This is a genomic window from Rhodoferax sp. SPJ4 (assembly GCF_058216275.1).
This window is the reverse complement of the sequence record NZ_JBYZMN010000002.1, coordinates 439,310-461,003: the sequence shown is the minus strand read 5'-3', so window position 1 is coordinate 461,003 and position 21,694 is coordinate 439,310. Positions and strand designations below refer to the sequence as shown.

18 protein-coding genes are annotated in these 21,694 nt (G+C 69.5%); 4 read left to right on the top strand and 14 right to left on the bottom strand.

The features are described 5' to 3' along the window. Nucleotides 1-95: 95 nt before the first annotated feature. From AC4BAR_RS09615 to hrpA, 9 genes are all read right to left on the bottom strand, one after another. Nucleotides 96-755, bottom strand: coding sequence for a dihydrofolate reductase family protein (locus AC4BAR_RS09615; protein WP_490627636.1), 660 nt, complete (start codon nucleotides 753-755; stop codon nucleotides 96-98). A gap of 301 nt (nucleotides 756-1,056) precedes the next feature. Then, nucleotides 1,057-1,422 (bottom strand): hypothetical protein, encoded by a 366-nt coding sequence (locus AC4BAR_RS09610; protein ID WP_490627635.1) that lies wholly within the window; start codon nucleotides 1,420-1,422, stop codon nucleotides 1,057-1,059. 206 nt (nucleotides 1,423-1,628) lie between these two features. Continuing rightward, nucleotides 1,629-2,174: a hypothetical protein gene (locus AC4BAR_RS09605; RefSeq protein WP_490627634.1), complete on the bottom strand. Its 546-nt coding sequence runs from the start codon at nucleotides 2,172-2,174 to the stop codon at nucleotides 1,629-1,631. A 123-nt stretch (nucleotides 2,175-2,297) separates the two neighbouring features. Beyond that, nucleotides 2,298-2,720, bottom strand: coding sequence for a VOC family protein (locus AC4BAR_RS09600; RefSeq protein WP_490627633.1), 423 nt, complete (start codon nucleotides 2,718-2,720; stop codon nucleotides 2,298-2,300). 117 nt (nucleotides 2,721-2,837) lie between these two features. Next, nucleotides 2,838-3,599, bottom strand: coding sequence for a metallophosphoesterase (locus tag AC4BAR_RS09595; protein ID WP_490627632.1), 762 nt, complete (start codon nucleotides 3,597-3,599; stop codon nucleotides 2,838-2,840). After that, complete coding sequence (locus tag AC4BAR_RS09590) at nucleotides 3,599-4,276, bottom strand: hypothetical protein (protein ID WP_490627631.1); 678 nt, start codon at nucleotides 4,274-4,276, stop codon at nucleotides 3,599-3,601. Before AC4BAR_RS09590 ends, AC4BAR_RS09595 begins: the two co-directional genes overlap by 1 nt. After that, nucleotides 4,273-5,223, bottom strand: coding sequence for an MlaD family protein (locus AC4BAR_RS09585; RefSeq protein WP_490627630.1), 951 nt, complete (start codon nucleotides 5,221-5,223; stop codon nucleotides 4,273-4,275). The genes AC4BAR_RS09590 and AC4BAR_RS09585 overlap by 4 nt, the downstream gene beginning before the upstream one ends. 10 nt (nucleotides 5,224-5,233) lie before the next feature. After that, nucleotides 5,234-6,022 carry an MlaE family ABC transporter permease gene (locus AC4BAR_RS09580; RefSeq protein ID WP_490627629.1) on the bottom strand — a complete coding sequence of 263 codons (789 nt, stop codon included), beginning with the start codon at nucleotides 6,020-6,022 and terminating at the stop codon, nucleotides 5,234-5,236. A gap of 115 nt (nucleotides 6,023-6,137) precedes the next feature. Beyond that, nucleotides 6,138-10,139, bottom strand: a complete 4,002-nt coding sequence (gene hrpA / locus AC4BAR_RS09575; protein WP_490627628.1) for an ATP-dependent RNA helicase HrpA — start codon at nucleotides 10,137-10,139, stop codon at nucleotides 6,138-6,140. On the opposite strand from hrpA, the gene argA reads away from it, so the two are divergent. From argA to AC4BAR_RS09560, 3 genes are all read left to right on the top strand, one after another. After that, nucleotides 10,138-11,487: an amino-acid N-acetyltransferase gene (argA, locus tag AC4BAR_RS09570; RefSeq protein WP_490627627.1), complete on the top strand. Its 1,350-nt coding sequence runs from the start codon at nucleotides 10,138-10,140 to the stop codon at nucleotides 11,485-11,487. The genes hrpA and argA overlap by 2 nt on opposite strands. Nucleotides 11,488-11,599: 112 nt before the next feature. Further along, nucleotides 11,600-12,403: a GNAT family N-acetyltransferase gene (locus AC4BAR_RS09565; protein ID WP_490627626.1), complete on the top strand. Its 804-nt coding sequence runs from the start codon at nucleotides 11,600-11,602 to the stop codon at nucleotides 12,401-12,403. Continuing rightward, entirely contained in the window at nucleotides 12,396-13,472 is a 1,077-nt protein-coding gene (locus AC4BAR_RS09560) for a hypothetical protein (RefSeq protein ID WP_490627625.1), read from the top strand. The genes AC4BAR_RS09565 and AC4BAR_RS09560 overlap by 8 nt, the downstream gene beginning before the upstream one ends. A gap of 18 nt (nucleotides 13,473-13,490) precedes the next feature. On the opposite strand, the gene AC4BAR_RS09555 is transcribed toward AC4BAR_RS09560, so the two are convergent. The 5 genes from AC4BAR_RS09555 to imuA form a co-directional block, all read right to left on the bottom strand. Then, nucleotides 13,491-14,441, bottom strand: coding sequence for a methyltransferase (locus AC4BAR_RS09555; protein WP_490627624.1), 951 nt, complete (start codon nucleotides 14,439-14,441; stop codon nucleotides 13,491-13,493). Beyond that, nucleotides 14,442-15,368, bottom strand: a complete 927-nt coding sequence (locus tag AC4BAR_RS09550; RefSeq protein WP_490627623.1) for an iron-containing redox enzyme family protein — start codon at nucleotides 15,366-15,368, stop codon at nucleotides 14,442-14,444. It abuts the gene before it with no gap. A 66-nt stretch (nucleotides 15,369-15,434) separates the two neighbouring features. Further along, on the bottom strand, nucleotides 15,435-18,593 hold the full coding sequence (locus tag AC4BAR_RS09545) for an error-prone DNA polymerase (protein ID WP_490627622.1): 3,159 nt from the start codon (nucleotides 18,591-18,593) through the stop codon (nucleotides 15,435-15,437). A gap of 5 nt (nucleotides 18,594-18,598) precedes the next feature. Further along, nucleotides 18,599-19,939 carry a DNA polymerase Y subunit UmuC family protein gene (locus AC4BAR_RS09540; RefSeq protein WP_490627621.1) on the bottom strand — a complete coding sequence of 447 codons (1,341 nt, stop codon included), beginning with the start codon at nucleotides 19,937-19,939 and terminating at the stop codon, nucleotides 18,599-18,601. Continuing rightward, the gene (gene imuA, locus AC4BAR_RS09535) at nucleotides 19,902-20,705 is read right to left on the bottom strand and encodes a translesion DNA synthesis-associated protein ImuA (protein WP_490627620.1); all 804 of its coding nucleotides are present in this window, start codon (nucleotides 20,703-20,705) and stop codon (nucleotides 19,902-19,904) included. The genes AC4BAR_RS09540 and imuA overlap by 38 nt, the downstream gene beginning before the upstream one ends. A gap of 173 nt (nucleotides 20,706-20,878) precedes the next feature. Between imuA and AC4BAR_RS09530 the strand changes: the two genes are divergently transcribed. Further along, a complete protein-coding gene (locus AC4BAR_RS09530; protein WP_490627619.1) occupies nucleotides 20,879-21,691 on the top strand; it encodes an alpha/beta fold hydrolase in 813 nt (270 codons plus the stop codon). The last annotated feature ends 3 nt before the right edge of the window (nucleotides 21,692-21,694 follow it).

Genomic DNA, 21,694 nt, shown 5'->3' with positions numbered 1-21,694 from the left:
CAGCCCGCAAGCCAACCCCCACCGTCACGCAGCTTGGCAGAAGAAACCGTCGCTGACCAGCAGACCAACCCCAGCCGCCACCCGGTGGCCCGACCTCACCCGGCCACCGGCCGGCGCGACAACACCACATGCGTGGCCCGTGGTGTGGCCTGGTGTTGGGTGCACTGGTAGCCCAAGGCCGGCAGGTTGACGCCGTCGAAAAGCCGCTCGCCCGCGCCCAGCAACACCGGCGAAATGGCGAGGTGCATCTCATCGATCAGGCCCAGGCGAAGGTATTGCTGGATCACGTTGACGCCGCCGCCCACCCGCACGTCCTTGTCGCCCGCGGCTTCGCGGGCCCGCTGCAAGGCCACCAACGGGCCCTCGGTCACAAAGTGAAAGGTGGTGCCGCCCTCCATCACCAGCGGTGGGCGCGGGTGGTGGGTCAACACAAACACCGGCACGTGGTACACCGGGTTGTCGCCCCACCAGCCACGCCAACTGTCATCAGGCCAGGGGCCGCGCACCGGGCCGAACATGTTGCGCCCCAGGATCCACGCACCGACGTTGTGGAAACCCCGCGCGGCAAAGTCTTCATCGATGCCCGTCTCCCCGCCGTCGTTGCCGAACAAATGCTTCTGGAAGGTGCGTGTGGGCAGCGCCCAGCCATGCAGCGCCCCGCCGCCCACACCGAGCGGGTTGCTCAGGTCCTGGTCCGGGCCGGCGCCGAAGCCGTCCAGTGAGAGGGTGAAGCTTTCGACGCGAAGTTGGGGCATGGGGATTCTCCGGGTGGCAAACAAGAACAGGTTTCAACTTCGGCGATCAACGTCAAAGCTCACTGGCGGCAGTCCAGGACAGAGAAAAGTTAGGGGCGCTGGCCCGAACGGTGAAAAGCATGTTGAACCCTGAGAAGACAGAAACCGCCGGCCAAAGTGGCACGCAAATCACAGTCACCCCAGCGACGGTGCCGGACCCGCAGGTTCGCAGTAGCACGGCTAACCAGCGGCACGACATGATGAGAGTGGCCTGCAAGGCCAAAGAGGTGCGCTGTCATGGCGGGATCATCCGCATGGCAGCTTATTTCCCCATCAACATATTCAACTGGGCTGAAAGGGCCAGCATCTGCTGCTCGTGTTCTGCGGCTGGCGCTCTGCTCGGGTTGGAGATATTTTCGCGAATGGTCTCGATAACTACATTCGCTGCCTGCACCTTGGCAAGACTTGTCTTACCTTCAATTACCTGAGGAAGCGAGTCCAAGATACCGGTGGCAGACTCGATCATCTTCCGCTGCGAGCCCTCCACCGAATCCTTGATCTGAGCTAGCAGCATGTCTGCCCGATCGGCGTCCTTCTTCGCCGACGCGGCGAACCACACCGATAGCACGACTGAGCCTAGTGGTATCAACCAGTCTTTGAGAAACGCAATCAGCGAAACCTCTGTCATACCCTCTCCTTCAATTAGATGAGCCTATAACTTTGATGCAGACGCTTAGTCATCAAACATGGCCGGGCATTCAGCGGCCAATATGACTGGCTAGAAGATAAAAACTCGTTAAACATCACAGGCTTTGAGCCACCTGGGGTGTGGCATTGCGTCCGCAGCGCTGAGCCACCACCTGAACGATCCACAAGGATATTCAGCACCACGCCTTACTTCAGCATTTCCGCAAACCCGGGTGTTTTGACCGCCTTGCCCACCAGGTTCTGCACCACCCGGGAAAACGCTTCCGCGGTGTTGCGGCAAGCGTCATTGGCGACAAAGCCGCTGTTGAACTCGTAGTACTCGCTGACCTGAAGACTCTTCCCATTGGACGAGTTCAGGCCCAGGTCAATCTGCCAGTAGCCGCCGGTGATGCCCTTGGACGACGAGAACTCCAGCTTGTTGATCTTGCCGCCCAGCGTGACGCGGGGGGTACCCGTTTGCGCGAAAGCGCCGGCCACCTTGAGTTCATCCTCAAACGCCTTTTGAAGGTACTGGGTGTGGCTCAAACCGTCGGCCACTTGCATGGGTCCGAGGGCGCGGCAATTGGCGCTGAACTCGGCTGGCCCCGCAAAAGACTGAACGCCCACACCGGTCGCGCCGATGGCTTTGATGGCCAGGTTGTTTTCTGCCGAAATCGCGTAACGCTGCGTCGTGGGCGTCTCACAGCCAGACAAGACCAATGCGAACGCCAGCAGCGCGAATGTGCTTTTCAAAATGCTTCGCCCTGTTTTTAAGCCGTGCCACTTTAGCCCACGCAAGCGCTGTTTGAGAGGCTGCGCATGGGCACTAGACGAAAGATGGAGGCGGCGCTGCTTGCCTGGACGGTGCTGGACCGTCTAGCCGAGTGACTCAAGGCCGGGATTGAAAACCACCTCCCAGACATGACCGTCCGGGTCTTGGAAATAACCCGCGTAGCCACCGTAGAACGTGGCTTGGGCCGGCTTGACGATGGTGGCGCCCGCGACCGCGGCTTGGGCCATGACGGCATCAACCTCTGGTTGAGAACCCACGTTGTGGCCGATGGTGAGTTCTGTGGATGACGCTGGGCGCTTTTCAAGCCCGGTGTCCGCCGCAATGCTGCTGCGTGGCCAAAGCGCCAGCTTCAGGCCGGCCTGCAGATTGAATAAGGCCACCGCCCCGTTCTCAAACTCCGTCCCGACGATGCCCTGCGTGCGCCATCCCAGGCCATCGCGGTAAAACGCAACGGCACGTTCGAGGTCATCGACGCCGAGCGTGAGGACGGTGATGTGGGGGTTCATGCTTTGCTCCTTGAAGAAAGGATTGGCCGTCATGCGGCGAAGAAGAAGCGCACGAGTGCCAGCGACAGGGCGAAAAGACAGCCATGGGCGAATCGATGGATTCGCACAATGCTTCGTCTAGACCGTCACCACCAGCCCCGGATCAAATCCCACGTTTTCATTGATGCCGTCCTTGGCATACCCGCGCGGGTTGCACAGCACCCGCGTGCCGTTCACGCGGTAGTCAAAGCTGTCGTGGGTGTGGCCGTGAATCCACAGCGCCGCACCGCTGCCGGCCACCAGGGCTTCGGCGTCGGAGACAAAACAGGTGTTGAGCAGCGAGCCGGCAAAACGCGGGTGGATGCTGTGCCGCGTGGGCGCGTGGTGGGTGATGACGACGGTGGGGCCGTCAAAGGGCTGGGCGCATTGCGCGCGCAGCCACTCGGATTGCTCGGCAAACAGCGCGCTCGACGCCTGCGGCGACAGCAGCGGGGCATCGGCCGCGTCATGGGTGCGGATGCGGCTGAAGTCGCGAATCATGTCCTGCGCCTGGGCCATGGCGGCAGCGCGTTCGGTGGGGTCGGGGAACAGCTGGAAATCGGTCCACAACGTGGCACCGAGAAAACGCACACCGCCCAGCACGGCCTCGCCGCAGTCGAGCACCGTCACATGGGGGGCGGCGTGCTGGCGCAGTTCGCGCAGCGTGCCGGGCAGGCTGCCGCCGTAAAACTCGTGGTTGCCGGGCACATACAGCACCGGCTTGTTGAAGCCCGCGGCCCAGGCCATGGCGGCGGCGGGCCGAGCGATGTCGCCGGCCAGCACCACCACGTCGGCATCGGTGTGCGGGTGCGGCAGGCCCTGCTGGCTCAGGTGCAGGTCAGACAGCACATGCAGCTTCATCAGTGCGCGGCACCCCCACCCGCATTGCCCCCCAACACCAGCTCAATGCGGCGCTGCAGCCGGGCCGCTTCGTCGGCCTGGCCGGCGGCGCGGGCGCGCTGGGCTTGCAGGCCCAGCCAGGCCAGCAGCGGCCGGCGCCAGCCCTGGGCCGAGGCGGTGTCGGCCGCCAGCGCAAAACCTTCGGGCGGCAAACGGCCGGCCTGTAGCAAGGCGCCCGCCCCCACCAGCCGGGCCAGCGGGTCGGCCATGGCCTGCAAGGTGGCCACAGGTGTGCTGCTGGCCAGCAGCGGCTGGTGCTGGGCCGGCAGGGCCGCGGCGGCCAGCCCCTGCCACTGGCCGCTGAGGTAGGCGGCATAGGCGCGTTCGGCCGGGGCGGCGTCGGCGGCCAGGGCCTGGTAGGCCGGGCAAGGCCCCACCACCACGCTGGCCACCTGCGCGGCGCAGCGCACCAGCTCGGCCCGGGCCAGCAGCTCGGGGCGGCCGGTGCGGGCGATGTCGGCGCGGGCGCGGGCAAACTCGGCCTCGGCCACACGGTCGTTGCCTTCGAGGTAGGCGGCCACCGCGTCGCGCAGCGCGGCATGGGCGCTCATCTGCCAGTCGGGGGTGGGTGGGTTGCTGCTGCAGGCGGCGAGCAGCAGGGCCAGAGAAAGGGTCAGTGAGGGGGACAGGACTTTCATGGGAGCTTGACTTCCGTGTCCCGCGCAAACGGCCATTTGCGGTTGACCTCGATCACCAGCGCGTCCACCCGGCGCAGGCTGGTCTCCACCTGGGCCCGCAGCGCGCCCAGGTCGGCGGTGGCGTCCTTGACGTTGCTGCCCACGGCCTGCGCGTCGACCAGCAAGGCGTCGACCTTCTTCAGGCTGGTGCGCACATCGCTCAGCACCGCGTTGAGCTGCTTGACCGTGGCTTGCGCGTCGTCCATCAGGCCTTGCTGGCCAAACACCCGCTGGTCGGTTTTGGCCAACAGGCTGTTGATGCGTTCCAGCGTGGCAATCACCTGCTTGGCGTTCTCGTCGCCGCCCAGCGTGGCGCCCAGCACGCCGTAGCGGCCGGCAAACTTGTCGGTGAGCTTTTGCACATTGCCCAGGCTGTTGTTCAGGCTGGAGTCGCTGGCCGTCATGCGCTCCAGGTTTTCCACCAGCGCACGCACCTGCCCCACCACCCGGGGAATTTCGGCGGCCACGTCGCCCACCAGCAGGTTGCGTTCGGCGCCGTCGGGCAGCGGCGGGTCGGTCAGCACACCGGTGAAGGCACGCAGCTTGGTGTCGCCCACCAGGCCACGCTCCATGGTGAACACGCTGCTCACCTTGAGCCAGCGCGCGTCGGCCTGGGTCACGTCGATCACGATGCGGGCCTTGCCGTCGTCGGCCAGTTCCACCCGGCGCACCCGGCCGAGCGGAAAGCCAGAGAAGGTCAGGTCCATGCCGACGATGACGCCCTGCGCGTCGTCGGCCACCAGCACCAGCTTTTGGGTGGACTCGAACACGCCGCGGGCGTACATCACATAGGTCACCGCGCCAAACACCAAGGCCAGCATCAGGGCCAGCAGCAGCATGGCCTTGAACTCGATGCGCTCGGGCGGCGGCGGGGGCGGTTCCAGAACTTCCAGGGGATCGGTGGACATGGGCAAGGGTTTAAACGTATTTGAGGGCCAGCGACGCGGCCTCGATCAGCACCAGCACCACAAACAGGCGCACCGTGCCATTGGGGGCCGGCAGGTCGGGCTGGCTGCGGCCTTGCAGCAGCGAGGCGATGGGGATCACCGCCACCGCCATGCCAAACAAGGCAATCTTCAGCACAAAGCCCAGGCTCACCGCCGGGTCGAACACCCGGCCCACCATGCGGGTGTAGCCGACAAAACCCCAGGGCGACAGGCCATACACGCTGAGGTAGGCCAGCACCAGCGCCACCACGCTGCTCACCGCGGCCAGCGTGACCACCGAGAACGCGCTGGCAATGACCCGCGGCACCACGGTGCCGCGCATCACGTCGGAGCCGGTGCGGCGCCAGGCCCGGGCGTCGTCGCCATAGCCGCTGTCGGCGGCGTCGCTGCCCAGGGCGGCGCGCAGCACCACAAACAGCGCGGCCGACAAGGGAATGAGTTCCAGCACCAGCACCCGCACCACCAGATCCAGCGCGTACTGCGACAGGCCGTAGCTCAGCGCCGTGACCACCACGATGCGGATCAGCACCAGGCTGATGAGTGCGCTGAGCAGCGTGAACCAGGGCAGCACCCGCCAGGTGGTGCTGTACATCAGGTGCGCGGTGGCGGTGCGGTTGGCCCGGGTGTGGGTGGACGGCGACAGCGCCGTGGCCACCGCCAGCAGGCCAAAGTACAACACACCCCACCAGCTTTGCACCAGGCGCACCAAGGCCCCGCCCAGCGAGGGCATGGCGAACGATGGCGGGCTGAGCGGGCGCATCGGGCCATGATAGCCCTGGGCGCTGAAGGCTTCAGCTGTTCAAACGCAACCAGACTTTTTAGCTGCGGCATCACTTGCCCTGCGGGCAAATGAGCCTGCGCTGAAAGGTGTGGGCTCAACTGTTCAGTTGAGCCCACACCTTTTCCAGCCGCTTCACGCTCACCGGCTGCGGCGTGCGCAGCTCCTGCGCGAAAAAGCTCACCCGCAGTTCTTCCAGCAGCCAGCGGAACTCCTGCATGCGGGCGTCGGTGACGCCCTTGCGTTCGGCCAGCAGGCGCCAGTAGCGCTGCTCCAGCGGCCGCAGCTCGGCCAGCTTGGCGGCGTCGCGGGCCGGGTCGGCGCGGTACTTGTCGAGCCGGGCGGTGATGGCCTTCAGGTAGCGCGCAAAGTGCTGCAGCTGCGGCCAGGGCGTGAGGGCCAGAAAACGCTTGGGGCATAGGCGCTGCAGCTGCTGGGCCGCGTCCTGCGTCGCCTCGGGCGCGTTCTTGGTGTCTTTGAGCTTGCGGGTGGCAGTGGCAAATTCGGCCAGGATGGTGGCGGCCAGCCGGGCCACCTCGTTGGCGATCAGCGTCAGCCGGCCCCGGCCTTCGTCGAGCCGGCGCTTGAACTCGGCCTCGGCGGTGGGCAGCGGGTCGAGCAGAAAGGCGCGGTCCAGCGCCAGGTCGATGATTTGCTCGCGCAGCTCTTCCTGGGTGCCGCCGCCGCTGTGGTCGGCCGCCCGGCCCACCAGCATGAAGTTGACCGCCATCTTCTGCAGGTCGGGGATGTTCTTCTCAAGGTACTTCAGCGCGTCCTTGATCTGCAGCGCAAACAACCGGCGCAGGCCGGCGCGGTGTTTGGCCGCCGCCACCTCGGGCTCGTCAAACACCTCGATGCTGACCGCCGTGCCCAGGTCCACCAAGGCCGGGAAGCCAATCAGCGTCTGCCCGCCCTTGCGGATTTCCATCAGCTCGGGCAGTTCGCCAAAGCTCCAGGCGGTGTAGCGGGCCTCGGCGCTGGCCGGCTCCGCGCCTTTCTTGGCCGCCGGCTTGGCCGCACCGGCGGGGCTGGGGCCGGCGGCCGGCGCAGGGGCCTCCACCGCCTGCTTGGCCACCTTGAGCCCGGCCAGCGCCTGGAAAGCGCCGCGGGCCTTGGCGCCCAGCTCGGCCTTCAGCGCGGCCAGGTTGCGGCCGGTGCCCAGCTGGCGGCCGTGTTCGTCCACCACCCGGAAGTTCATGAACAAATGCGGGCTCAGCATGTCGAGCTTGAAGTCGGCCCGCTTCACGTCCAGCGAGGTGGCGTCGCGCACCACCTTCAGCAGCGCGTCGGTCAGGCTGCCCTGGCCGTAACGCTCGGGCGTGCCCAACTCGGCGGCGATGCGGGTGGCGCTGTCGGGCAGCGGCACAAAGCGCGAGCGCGGCTTTTGGTGCAGGCTTTTCAGCAGCGCCAGAATCTTGTCGCGCAGCATGCCGGGCACCAGCCATTCGCAGCGCTCGTCGTTCACCTGGTTCAGCACAAACAGCGGCACGCTCACCGTCAGGCCGTCTTTGGCGTCGCCAGGCGCGTGCAGGTACTCGGCCGCGCAGTCCACCCCGCCCAGCCGCAGCACCTTGGGGAAGGTGCTGGTGGTGATGCCGGCGGCCTCGTGGCGCATCAGCTCCTCGCGGGTCAGCAGCAAGAGCTTGGGGTTGGCCTGCACCGCCTCGCGGTACCAGCGCTCGAAGCTGGCGCCGCTGCACACATCGCCCGGCAGTTGCTGGTCGTAAAAGGCGTAGATCAGCGCGTCGTCCACCAGCACGTCCTGCCGGCGGGCCTTGTGCTCCAGCGCCTCCACCTTGGCCACCATCTTCTGGTTGGCGGCCAAAAAGGGCAGCGGCGTGGTCCATTCGCCAGCCACCAGGCCATCGCGGATGAAGACCTCGCGTGCGCCCACCGGGTCGACCCGGCTGAAGGCCACACGCCGGCCGCTGTAGACCACCAGGCCGTACAGCGTGGCGCGCTCCAGCGCCACCACCTCGGCGGCCTTTTTCTCCCAATGCGGGTCGAGCAGCTGCTTCTTCAGCAAATGGCCGCCCACCTGCTCCAGCCAGGTCGGGTCGATGTTGGCGATGCCACGGCCAAACAGCCGGGTGGTTTCCACCAGCTCGGCGGCCACCACCCAGCGGCCTGGCTTCTTGCTCAAATGGGCGCCGGGGTGGCGGTGGAACTTGATGCCACGCGCGCCGAGGTAAATGTCTTCGTCGTCGGGCTTGTAGCCGATGTTGCCCAGCAGGCCGGCCAGCATGGACAGGTGCAGCTGCTCATAGCTCGCTGGCGCCGTGTTGAGCCGCCACTTGTGTTCGGCCACCACCGTGTGCAGCTGGCTGTGGATGTCGCGCCACTCGCGCACCCGGCGCATGTTGACGAAGTTCTGCCGCAGCAGCTGCTCGTGCTGCCGGTTGCTGAGCTTGTGGGCGGCGTTGTGGCCGCCGCGCGACTCGTCCAGCCATTTCCACAATTTCAGGTAGCCGCTGAACTCGCTTTTGTCGTCGTCGAACTTGGCGTGCGCCTGGTCGGCCTGGGCCTGGGCATCCATGGGCCGGTCGCGCACGTCCTGCACGCTCAGGGCGCTGGCAATCACCAGCACCTCGTCGAGCGCGCCGCGGCTGCGGGCTTCCAGAATCATCCGGCCCACCCGGGGGTCGAGCGGCAGGCGCGACAGCTCCTGGCCCACGGCGGTGAGGTCGTTGGCGTCGTCCACCGCGCCCAGCTCGGCCAGCAGCTGGTAGCCGTCGGCAATGGCCCGGCCCGACGGCGCCTCGATGAAGGGGAACTGCGCCACGTCGCCCAGGTGCAGCGACTTCATGCGCAGGATCACGCCGGCCAGCGAGCTGCGCAGGATTTCCGGTTCGGTGAAGCGCGGCCGGCCGGCAAAGTCTTTCTCGTCGTAGAGCCGGATGCAGATGCCGTCGGCCACCCGGCCGCAGCGGCCGGCGCGCTGGTTGGCGGCGGCCTGGCTGATGGGCTCGACCAGCAGCTGCTCCACCTTGCTGCGAAAGCTGTAGCGCTTCATGCGCGCCGTGCCGGCGTCGATCACATAACGGATGCCGGGCACGGTGAGCGAGGTTTCGGCCACGTTGGTGGCCAGCACGATGCGGCGGCCGCTGTGGCCCTCGAACACCCGGTCCTGCTCGGCCTGCGACAGCCGGGCAAACAGCGGCAGCACCTCGGCGTTGCGCAGCATGGGCTTGTGCGACAAATGGCCACGCAAATGGTCGGCCGCCTCGCGGATCTCGCGCTCGCCGGGCAGAAAAACCAAAATGTCGCCGCCCTGGCGCGGGTCGTTCCACAGCTCGTCCACCGCGTCGGCGATGGCGCTGTTGAGGTCGTACTCGCGGCTTTCCTCGAAGGGCCGCCAGCGCTGCTCCACCGGGAACATGCGTCCTGAAACCATGATGACCGGGGCCGGGCCCTTGATGGACGCGAAGTGCTGTGCAAAGCGGTCGGCGTCGATGGTGGCCGAGGTCACGATGACCTTGAGGTCGGGCCGGCGCGGCAGGATCTCGCGCAAATAGCCCAGCAGAAAGTCGATGTTGAGGCTGCGCTCGTGGGCCTCGTCGATGATCAGCGTGTCGTAGGCCTTCAGCAGCGGGTCGGTCTGGGTCTCGGCCAACAAAATGCCGTCGGTCATCAGCTTCACCGAGGCGTCACGGCTCAGCCGGTCCTGGAAGCGCACCTTGTAGCCCACCACCTCACCCAGCGGCGACTTCAGCTCCTCGGCGATGCGTTTGGCCACCGAGCTGGCGGCAATGCGGCGCGGCTGGGTGTGGCCGATCAGCTGGCCCTTGGTCCCGGGGCTGGCATTGCAGCGGCCCCGCCCCATCGCCAGCGCGATCTTGGGCAGCTGGGTGGTTTTGCCCGAACCGGTTTCGCCGCAGACGATGACGACCTGATGCGCCGCGATGGCGGCCGTGATCTCGTCGCGCTTGGCCGATACCGGCAACGTCTCGGGAAAGTGAATGGTCAGCGGGGGGGCGGTCAAGGGCGGTGGCTCGAAGGCAGACGCCCGGCCCGGGGGGCTGGCGCGTCTTCGTGGACAATCGCGAATTATCCCTGTCCCAGGACACCCCCACAGGCCGCCCACCCATCGCCACGCCATGTCAGCCGTCTTCAACTTCACCTTCGTGCCGTGGTTCCGCTCGGTGGCGCCCTACATCCACACCCACCGGGGCAAGACCTTTGTGGTGGGGGTGGCGGGCGAAGCGATTGCCGCCGGCAAGCTGCACCACCTGGCGCAAGACCTGGCGCTGATCCAGAGCATGGGCGTGAAGATCGTGCTGGTGCACGGCTTCCGGCCCCAGGTCAATGAGCAACTGGCGGCCAAGGGCCATGCGGCCAAGTACTCGCACGGCATGCGCATCACCGACGAGGTGGCGCTGGACTGCGCGCAAGAGGCCGCCGGCCAGCTGCGCTACGAGATCGAGGCCGCCTTCAGCCAGGGCCTGCCCAACACCCCCATGGCCGGCTCCACCGTGCGGGTGATTTCGGGCAACTTCATCACCGCGCGGCCGGTGGGCATTGTGGACGGGGTGGACTTCAAACACTCGGGCCTGGTGCGCAAGGTCGACGTGGCCGGCATCACCCACACGCTGGACTTCGGCGCCATGGTGCTGATTTCGCCGTTCGGCTTCTCGCCCACCGGTGAGGCTTTCAACCTGACGATGGAAGAGGTGGCCACGTCGGTGGCGATTGCGCTGCAGGCCGACAAGCTGATCTTTCTGACCGAAATCCCCGGCGTGCGCATGCGGCCCGGCGAGCCCGAGGGCGACGACAACCCCATCGACACCGAGCTGCCGCTGGCCGCCGCCGAAACCCTGCTGGCGGCCCTGCCCCGGCCCCAGCAGCCCACCGACACCGCGTTTTATCTGCAGCACTGTGTCAAGGCCTGCAAGGCCGGCGTGGAGCGCAGCCACATCCTGCCGTTTGCACTCGACGGCGCGCTGCTGCTGGAGATTTACGTGCACGACGGCATCGGCACCATGGTGATCGATGAGAAGCTGGAAAGCCTGCGCGAGGCCACACCCGACGACGTGGCCGGCATCGTGCAGCTGATCGAGCCGTTTGAGAACGACGGCACGCTGGTCAAGCGCAGCCGCACCGAGATCGAACGCGACGCCGCCAACTACACCATCATCGAACACGACGGTGTGATCTTTGGCTGCGCCGCCCTCTACCCCTACCCCGAGGCCAAGACCGCCGAGATGGCGGCCCTCACGGTGTCGCCGCAGTCGCAAACCCAGGGCGACGGCGAGCGCCTGCTGAAAAGGGTGGAGCAACGGGCCCGGGCCATGGGCCTGCAAAGCATCTTCGTGCTGACCACCCGCACCATGCACTGGTTCATCAAGCGCGGCTTCCAGCAGGTCGACGCCGACTGGCTGCCCGAGTCGCGCAAACGCAAGTACAACTGGGACCGCCGCAGCCAGGTGCTGGTGAAAAAGCTGGGCTGACCCGCCCCCCAGGGGCTTGTGCGGCCTGCCGCACAGACGGTGGCGCCCCGCGGGGCGCAGGCTGGCAAGCAGCGGCGCAACGGTGCGTCCGGGCTTGAAAGGACCACCCGACATGACTGCATGGCCCTCCCCGGCCCGGGTGAGCCCCCGGCCCGCGCCCGCCGCCAGCCCCATCCCGGTCCACCCCCGCTCGGCCACGCTGGAGGTCAGCTGGGCCCGGCACCTCGACGAGGTCAGGCAGGCCCAGCGCCTGCGCTACACGGTGTTCTCCGAGGAGCTGGGCGCCCGGCTGCGCACGCCGCTGGCCGGCCACGACGTCGACCGCTTCGACGATTTCTGCGAACACCTGCTGGTGCGGGACGCGCCCAGCCAGCAGGTCATTGGCACCTACCGGGTGCTCACGCCAGCCCAGGCCCGGCGGGCCGGCGGCAGCTACTGCGACCAGGCCTTTGACCTGGGCCCGCTGCACCACCTGCGGCCGCAGATGGTGGAGCTGGGCCGCAGCTGCGTTCACCCCCAGCACCGCCAGGGTGCGGTGGTGATTGCGCTGTGGAGCGCGCTGGCCGCCTTCACCCAACACAACCGCCTGGCCAGCCTGATGGGATGCGCCAGCATTCCGATGGCGCCGCACGGCGTGGCGGGCCACCCGGCGGCCGGCATCTGGCAGCGGCTGCGCCAGCAGCATCTGGCGCCGGCCGGTCTGCGGGTGCAGCCCTGGCTGGCCCTGCCGGTGGACCTGGGCGACGCCGGGCCGGACCTGCCGCCGCCACCGCTGATCCGCGGCTACCTGCGGCTGGGCGCCCAGGTGCTGGGCGCGCCGGCCTGGGACGCCGATTTCAACACCGCCGACGTGCCCATGCTGGTGCGGCTGGCCGACCTGCCCGCCCGCTACCGGCGAGGCCCGGCCGGTGGCTGAGACTGGCCCCGCCTCGCCCTCGCTGGCGCTGCACGGCCCGCTGGAGCGCCTGCCCAAGTGGCTGATTTGTGTGCCGCTGGTGCTGCAGTGGCTGTGGCTGTCGCTGAAGCACCGCAGCGCCACCCTGCCCTCGGCGGCCAACCCGGCCCTGACCGCCGGCGGCCTGGTGGGCGAAGGCAAGCGCGAGTATTTCAAAGGCATGGGCGCGCTGGCCCGCGCCGCCACCGCGCCCTGGTGTGCGCTACCGCCCTCGCCGGACCGCAGCCTGACCGATGCCCGCCTGGCCATGGCGGCGGTGGGATTGCGGTTCCCCTTGATCGTCAAACCCGACCTGGGCCTGTGTGGCCACGGTGTGTGCCTGGTGCCCGACGCCGCCGCACTGGCCGCCTACCTGAACGCCTTTCCGCCCGAGCAGACCGCGCTGCTGCAGGCCTTTGTGGCCCATGACGGCGAGGCCGGCCTGTTTTATGCCCGCCACCCCGACCAGGCCCAGGGCCGTTTGATCGGCCTGGCACTGCGCCACACGCCCATGGTGAAGGGCAACGGCCACGCCACGCTGGCCGAGCTGATGGCCGCCGCGCCGCGCACCCGGCGCCTGCTGCAGCGGCGCGACCATGTGTTCCGGCTCGACCCTGGCCGCGTGCCGGCCTTGGGTGAGGCGGTGCGGCTCGCCACCATCGGCTCCAACCGGATTGGCGCGCTCTACCTCGATGGCGAACGGCACATCACGCCGGCGCTGAGCGCCGCTGTGGACGCCATTGCCCAGGACATGCCGAGCTTCCATTTCGGCCGCTTCGACGTGCGTTTTGAAAGCCTGGACCAGCTCCGCCAGGGCCGCGGCTTTCGCATCATGGAGGTCAATGGCGCGGGCTCGGAGGCCATCCAGGCCTGGGACCCGCGCACCCCGCTGTGGCAGGGCCTGCGCTGCATCTTCGCCAAGCAGGCCCTGCTGTTCGAGATCGGCGCGGCCAACCGGCGGCGCGGCCATGCCACGCTGCCGCTGCGCGAGCTGGCCCGGTTGCACTGGCGGCAGCAAGGCCTGCTGGGCCGCTACCCGCCGTCGAACTGACCCCCGGGTCCGCAGGCCCTAGGGCACCACCGCCACCAGGCCCACGGCCGCGATGCGCTCGCAGCGGCGGTAGGTCGGCCGCGCCAGCTCTTCGCCAAACACGTCCGGGTCCAGCTCGCGGTAATGCCAGTCGCAACGCGAGGCCGCCAGCAGTGGCCGCAGTTCGTTCAGCAACGGGTCCACACCGTCCACCATGGCCACGCCGGTGTACAGCACCAGCCGGCCGCCGGGGCGCAGCCGGCCCAGGGCCTCGCCGGCGATGCGCACACTCAGCGCACGGCCCAGGCCGTCGCCGCCATGGCGGTAGGCGCGCTGCGCGTCGTCGGCCAGGTAGGGGGGGTTGGACAAAATCAGGTCAAAGTCGCCGCTCACCGCGGCCAGCGCGTCGCCCAGCGCCAGCGTCACCGGTAAGCCCGCCGCCTGCGCATTGACGGCGGCGTAACGCAGCGCCAGCGGGTTGATGTCGTTGAGCACCCGCTCCGAGTCGGGGCAGCGCCGGGCCACGAACAGCCCGCCCGCGCCACTGCCGCAGCCCACGTCCAGCAGGCGCAGGCCGGTCCGCTGGCCGACCGGTGGCAGGCTGTCGCGCAGCAGCGCGGCAAAACGGTGGGTGTCGGGGCCGAAGAAAACCGTGTCCACCGCGTCGGTGGGAAAGGACGAGTGCACGAACAGCTGGTCGTCCACGCTGGCCACCCGTACCGCGCTGCGAAACCGCTCGCCCTCGGCCACCAGCACCCCGGCCTGCTGGGCCAGGTCCCACAGCGGCGGCGCCAGCAGCCCGGCGTCAAAAGGCAGGTTCCAGCCGAACACGTCGCGCAGGGACTGGGCCGGCGCCTGCTGGCGGTTCTGCCACACCCGCTGGTGGGTCAGCGGCGTGGGCGTGACGAAGTGGTAGGCCTGACCGCGCAAGGCCAGCAGCAGCTGGCACAGCGCCTGGTCGGCGTCGGACAAACCGGCCACAACCGCCATTCAGTGCCAGACGGTGGTCTGCAGCTCGGCGCTGTAACGCGCAAAACAGCGCTCACCACAGCGCAGCCGCATCAGCGCGCCCTCGGCCAGGCTGCGCGCACAGCCGGGGTCGGCGTCGACCAGCGGGTGAATCACTTCCTTTATCCAGGCCCGCGCGTGGGCCTTGTCGAGCGCGGCATGCAAATCGAAGTAGGCGCGCATCGCGCCATCCAGGCCCAGCCGGCGCATGCCGGCCGAGACCTTCTCGACCCGGCCCGGGGCCGTCAGCTCGATGGCGCCCAGGGCGCCCAGCGACTGGTAGGTGTAGCGCCGGGTGGTGGCCAAGCCCAGCATGGTGTTGGCCAGCGCCAGCGACTCCCAGACCGTGGTGGCGATGGTGGGTGCCAGCCCCAGCGTCTGCACCATGTGGTCCAGCATCTGGCCGTGCATGGCCTTTTGTTTGCCATGGCCCATCTCGTCCCAGTAGTTGCGGGCGCATTCGAGCTTGGCCCGCACCGGCAGCTTGACCTGGGTGAAGGCCAGCAGGTCGTCAAAGCCGGCCTCGCCGGCCGCCTCCTGGGTCAGGAACCAGCGCATCTGCGGCAGCGTGGCCTCGCTGGCCAGCCAGTCGAAGAACGGGTGGTTCTGGCCAGCACCAGTATGGATGAGCTGGGCAAACCAGGCCGCAAAGGCGTCGGCGTCCAGGTCCTCGGGCGGCAGCGCCGCGCTGACCTCGCCGCGCAAGGCCTGCAGGTAGCGGCCTTCGTCGATGCGCCAGGCCAGGTCCAGGTGGGCCTCGGCCTCCCAGTGGTGGCAAGGCAGAGCCGCACCCACACGGGCCTGGTTGAACTGGGCCAGGCGCTGGTGAAAACCCACAGGGTCATGCTGCCAGGGCCGGGCGTGGGCGCCGGCGGGGCGCACAACAGGGGTCATGGTGGGCAAACGCATGCCGGCATTGTGGGCAGCGGCGCCGCCGCTGGATGTACGGCAACGCACACAGGGCCGGTCCGGCCGTCAATGGAAATCGCGGCTGGCCGTGCCCAGCCGGCCCAGCAGCGGCGTCAGGTCCAGCAGGCGCCGGGCCACCAGGTGCATCACCTGGCCGCCGCTGTCCACATCGCGCTGCCATTCGCCCTGCACGGCCAGCAGCCTTGCATGCAACAAGGCCTGGCGCTGGGCCTCGCGCAGCGATTGCCAGACGATCACGTTCACCACACCGGTCTCGTCTTCCAGCGTCACAAACACCGTGCCCTTGGCGGTGGGCGGCTGCTGGCGCACGGTGACGATGCCACAGGCCTTCACCAACCGGCCATGTGGCAACCCGCGCAGCTGCTCGGCCGTCAGCAGGCCACGCGGCGCCAGCCGGGGCCGCAGCAGCGCCAGCGGGTGGCGGCGCAGGCTCAGGCCGGTGGTCTGGTAATCGAACACGATGGCCTCGCCCTCGGGCGCCTCGGCCAGGGCCAGCGGCAACTCGTGGGTGGGGGCCAAGCGCAGCAGGGCCGGCGCGGGCAACAGGGCAGCGGCCTGCCAAACCTGCTGGCGGCGGTGGCCGGCCAGCGGGGCCAGCGCGTCGGCGGCGGCCAGGGCCTGCAGGTCGGCGCGGTCCAGCCTGGCGCGCAAGGCCAGGTCTTGCACATCCACCACGGGCTGGGCGCGGCGCGCTTCCACGATGCGCCGGGCCACGGCCTGGCCCAGGCCGGCCACCAGCCGCAGGCCCAGGCGCACCGCCGGCTGCGGCGCCACCGCGCCACAGGGGTTGGGCCCGGGCTCGGCACCGGTCTCCAGCGTGCAGTCCCAGTCGCTGGCCAGCACGTCCACCGGCCGCACCGTCACGCCATGGCGGCGCGCGTCCTGCACCAGCTGCGAGGGGCCGTAAAAGCCCATGGGCTGCGAGTTGAGCAGCGCGGCCAGAAAGCAGGCCGGCTCGTGGCGCTTGAGCCAGCAGCTCACATAAACCAGGATGGCAAAACTGGCCGCATGGCTTTCCGGAAAACCGTACTCGCCAAAGCCCTTGACCTGCGAAAAAATGCGTTCGGCATAGGCCAGCGGGTAGCCCCGGGCCACCATGCCGTCCACCAGCGGCCGCTCGAAGCGGTGCACGCCGCCGCTGCGTTTCCAGGCCGCCATGGAGCGGCGCAAGGCGTCGGCCTGGCCGGCGCTGAAGCCGGCCGCCACCATGGCGATCTGCATCACCTGCTCCTGAAAAATGGGCACGCCCAGCGTGCGGCCCAGCGCCTGCTTCAGTTCGGGCTTTTCGTAGTGGATGGGCAGGCCCTGGCGCCGGCGTTCTCTGGCCTTCAGGTAGGGGTGGACCATGCCGCCCTGGATGGGCCCGGGCCGCACAATGGCCACCTCGACCACCAGGTCGTAAAAGCCGCGTGGGCGCAGCCGCGGCAGCATGCCCATCTGGGCCCGGCTCTCGATCTGGAACACGCCCACGGTGTCGGCGGCACAGACCATGTCGTAGGTGGTGGCGCAGCCCTGGGGGATGGTGTGCAACGCGTGCGCCGTGCCGCGCCATTGGTTCACCAGGTCCAGGCCGCGCCGCAGCGCGGTGAGCATGCCCAGGGCCAGCACGTCCACCTTGAGCAGGCCCACCGCGTCCAGGTCGTCCTTGTCCCACTGGATGATGCTGCGGCCTTCCATGGTGGCGGCCTGCACCGGCACCAGCCGGGTCAGCAGGTCCTGGGTCAGCACAAAGCCGCCCACATGCTGGCCCAGGTGGCGCGGGAAACCGATCAGCGCGCGGGCCAGGTCCAGCCACTGCCGCAGCGCCGGGTCGTCGGCCGCCAGGCCCAGTTCGGTCAGGCGCTGGCCCAGCCGTTCGGGGCCGTCAAACCAGACATGCTCGCGGGCCAGGCGGTCCACCAGCGCGGGTGCGATGCCCAGCGCCTTGCCGCTGTCGCGCAGCGCGCTGCGCGGCCGGTAACAGGTGACGGTGGCGGCGATGGCGGCGCGGTCGCGGCCGTACTTTCGGTAGACGTACTGGATGACCTCTTCGCGCCGCTCGTGTTCGAAGTCGATGTCGATGTCGGGCGGCTCGTCGCGTTCGCGGCTGATGAAGCGCTCGAACAGCAGGCTTTGTTCCATGGGGTTGACCGCCGTCACACCCAGGCAGAAACACACGGCCGAGTTGGCCGCCGAGCCCCGGCCCTGGCACAGGATGCGCTGGCTGCGGGCGTAACGCACCAGGTCGTGCACGGTGAGGAAATACATCTCGTAGCGCTTCTCGGCAATCAGCGCCAGCTCCTTGACGATCTGCGCCTGCACCACAGCAGGCACACCACCCGGAAAACGCTCGGCCGCGCCGACCCAGGTGAGGGTGGCCAGCGCCTGGGCCGGGGTCTGGCCGGCGGGCACGGTCTCCATCGGGTACTGGTAGCGCAGCGCGTCCAGGCTGAAGCGGCAGCGCGCCGCCACCGCCAGCGTGGCCTCCAGCAGGTGGGCGTCGTAGACCGTGGCCAGCCGCGCCCGCAGCCGAAGATGGGCCTCGGCATTGGGTTGCAGCAGCGCACCGCAGCGCTGCACCGGCGCGCCCTGGCCGATGGCGGTCAGCAGGTCTTGCAGCGGCTTGCGCGAGCGGGCGTGCATCAGCACCTGGCCGGTGGCCACCAGCGGCACACCGGTGGCGGCCGACAGTGCCTCCATCTGCTGCAAATGCAGCGCGTCGTCGAGCTGGTTCAGCAAGGCCACGGCCAGCCAGACCCGGCTGCCACACCAGGCCCTGGCCTGGGCCAGCTGGCGCCGGCTGGCCTCCCAGTCCAGGGCCTCGGTGCGCGGCAGTGCCACCAGCAATTCGCAGTCGCGCAGGGCCGACACATCGGCCTCGCCCCAGACCAGCCGGTAGCCGCCGCCACGCACCGCGGCGCGTGCGGCGGTGATGCACTGGCACAGCTGGCCCCAGCCGGCCAGGTTGTGCGGCAACACCACCAGCGTGAAGGGCGCGGTGGCCTGCACCCGGAACTCGGCGCCGGGGATGAAGGCCAGGCCCAGCGCCTTGGCCGCGCTGTGGGCCCGCACCACACCGGCCACCGAGCATTCGTCGGTCAGGGCCAGCGCGCTGTAGCCCAGCGCATGGGCGCGTTCCACCAGTTCTTCGGGGTGGGAGGCGCCGCGCTGGAAGCTGAAGTTGCTCAGCGCGTGCAGCTCGGCATAGGCCGGCAGCGAGGCCATGGCGCTCAGGCAAACAGGCCGTGCAAAAACCAGGCGGCCTGGGCGTCCAGCCGCTGGCGAAACACCCACAGCAGGCCGGCCTGCTCGCTGCGGGCGATGAAGTAGTCGCGCATCGCCGGGGCCAGCGCGGCCCCATCGGCCGCCCCGCCCTGCCCTGACCAGCCACTGGCCTCCAGCCGCTGCGGCCCGACCAGCAAGGCCAGCGGGCCCCCGTACTGCGGCCGGTGGCCCTGCACGGCCAGCGGCAGCGGCTGGGCCAGCAGCCAGGGTGGCAGCAAGGCGTCGGGCCAGGCGGCGGCCGGCGGCGATGGGGTTCGGCGCCGGGCGGGCGCGGCGGCAGACAGCGCCGCCACCCAGTGCTGCCGCCGCTCGGGCACGGGGCTGTCGGCCGGCCACCAGCGGCGCACCTGGGACGGGCCCAGCCGGGCACTGAGCCGCTCCACCAGCTGGGCCAGGCTGTCGCCGGGGGCGCGGCTGTCCAGCAGCAGGCTGTGGCTGAGGCCGGGCAGCGGCACCACCTCCAGCGCACGCAGGCCCAGCCGCTGCACCGGCTGGGGCAGCACGGTGTGGGCCAGGTGCTCGGCCAGCAGCCGGCTGGCGTGGCCCATGTCCTGCGCCGGTTGGCTCAGGCGCAGCACCAGTTCGCCCTGGGCGGGCCCGCCACGGCGGGCATCGAAGCGCCACATCCAGGCCATGGCCAACACCCCCGCGCCCTGGGCCACCAGCCAGGCCCGCAACCGGGCCAGCAACGGGCGGGCAGCCCACAGCAAGGCCGGTGCCTCGTGCACCAGGGCGTCGAGTTCCAGCTGGGCTTCGAAACGCTCGGGCCACACCAGCCAGGCGTGGCTGTCAGGGCGCTCGCCCCAGGCCATGTCCAGCGCGTCCAGCAGCGGCTGGCCGAAGCGGCGCGCCACGCCGTCGCGCGGCAGCCGGCGCAGCTCGCCCCACAACCGGCAGCCGCTGCGGGCCAGGGTGTCCAGGTGCGGCCGGGCGGCGCTGAGCGTGGCCAGCGGCAGGGCGTCCACCGGCAGCCGCCCTGCCCTGGCCTGGCCGGTGGCGGCCTGGTGAGCCCGCAGCCGCAGCCGGGCCAGCGCCACCCAGGCCGTCGGGCCATAAGCCCAGCAGGCCACCGCCGGGCCGTCGGTGGCGGCGCAGCGCAGCTGCAGCAGCGCCGCCACGATGGCGCGCAGGCCACCGAACAGCCGGGTGCTGGCCGCCACCTCCAGCAGCACCGCCTCGTCCTGCAGCGTCACCCGGGGCGTGAAGCGCAGCGCCTGCCAGCCCAGGGCCTGGGCCCCGTTGACCGGTTCAGCCGGGGCGGTGGGCAGCAAGGCGATCCAGTGCATGGCGGCCCTCCCCCTGAAACACCGGCAATACGGGCAAGAGCGGACGGGCGGCCTCGCGCCGGCGCCGGCCCAGCGCCCGGCTGGCGGCCAGCAAGGCCTGCAACCGGGGCGGCGCGGCCGGCAGGTCCACCGGCGCCGGCAACGGCGGGCCCCGCCGCTTGAGCACCGTGAGCTGCAGCCGCAGCGGCGGGCCGGGCGGGCTGTGCAAGGCCAGCCGCAAGGGCGCGGGCGAGGCCTGGGCGGCGGCCTCGGGCGGGCGCAGCACCCACAGCAGCTGGCCTTGCTGCTGGGCGGCCAGTTGCAGCCGGCGCAAGGCGCTGGGTGTGGCCTGGGGCAGCCAGGCCAGCACGGCCGCCACCTCACGGCAGCGCAGCGCCTGGGTGGTGGCCCAGAGCCGGGCGGCCGGGCTGTCGGCCGCCACCCACAGCAGCTGCTTTGGGTCCAGGCCGCGAGCGGCCAGCGCCGGGCCCAGCGGGGTGTGGGGTGCGCCCACCAGCACCACGGTGGCGGGCCGGGGGCCGGCCTGCAGGGCCGCCAGCGCCGGCGCCAGCAGCTGCCATTCGGCATGGGCCGGGCCTTGCAGCAACTCGGTCAGCGACCCCAGCGGCCAGCCGCCGCCAGGCAGCACCGCGTCCAGCGCCGCATGGCCGGTGGACCGCGTGGCCTGGGCCTGGTGGCCCAGCTCGCTGGCCCGCCACAGGCCGGCCAGCGAGGGGATGACTGACCTGCCGACAGTCGGTTGGGTGCCACAAAATACTGTATGCATGTACAGATATTAACGCCAATCAGCCGCTCATGTGTGCCAGACTGTGGACGGCGTCGGATCAGACAAGCCTTGGCCCGGCGCGCTGCAAGGCCATGGACGACCAGCGCTTGCTTGGGGTTAAATCGCTCAGGCGTGACGCCTTGTCCCCTGCCTCACCATCCCCCACCACTTCCATGACCCCAATCACCCCTTTTGTCCGCGAAGCCGGCACCGGCCCGGCTGTGCTGTGCCTGCACTCCAACGCCAGCCACTCAGGGCAATGGGGGCCGCTGATCAAGCAGCTGTCCAGTCGCTACCGGGTGCTGGCGCCCGATTCCTTCGGCGCCGGGTCCAGCCCGGACTGGCCTTGCGACCGCACCATCACACTGGCCGACGAGGTGGCCTTGCTGGACGGCGTGCTGGCTGAGTTGCAGGAGCCCTTTGTGCTGGTGGGCCATTCCTACGGCGCGGCGGTGGCGCTGAAGCTGGCGCTGGCCCATGCCGACCGCATCTCCGGGCTGGCCTTGTTCGAGCCCACGCTGTTTGCACTGATCGAGGCCGACGGCCCCGCGCCCAACGATGCCGACGGCATCCGGGACACGGTGGCCCGGGCCGGGGACGCGCTGGACGCCGGCAACCCCTCCCTGGCCGCGGCCCATTTCATCGACTACTGGATGGGCCCCGGCAGCTGGGACAAGACGCCGGCCGAACGCCAGCCCGCCATCGCCAAATCGGTGACCAATGTGCGCCGCTGGGGGCACGCGTTGTTCACCGAGCCCGCCACGCGGGCCGATTTCGGCCGGCTGCGCATGCCGGCGCTGGTGATGACGGGGGAGGACTCGCCGCGGTCGGCCCAGGGGGTGGCCAACCGGCTGCTGCCGGCCCTGCCCCAGGCGGTGCACCACGCTTTTCCCGGCGTCGGCCACATGGGCCCGCTGACCCACCCGGCGCAGGTGAATGCCGTCATCGCGGCCTTTGTGGACCGGGTGACCGGCTCGGCGTTCTGAGGA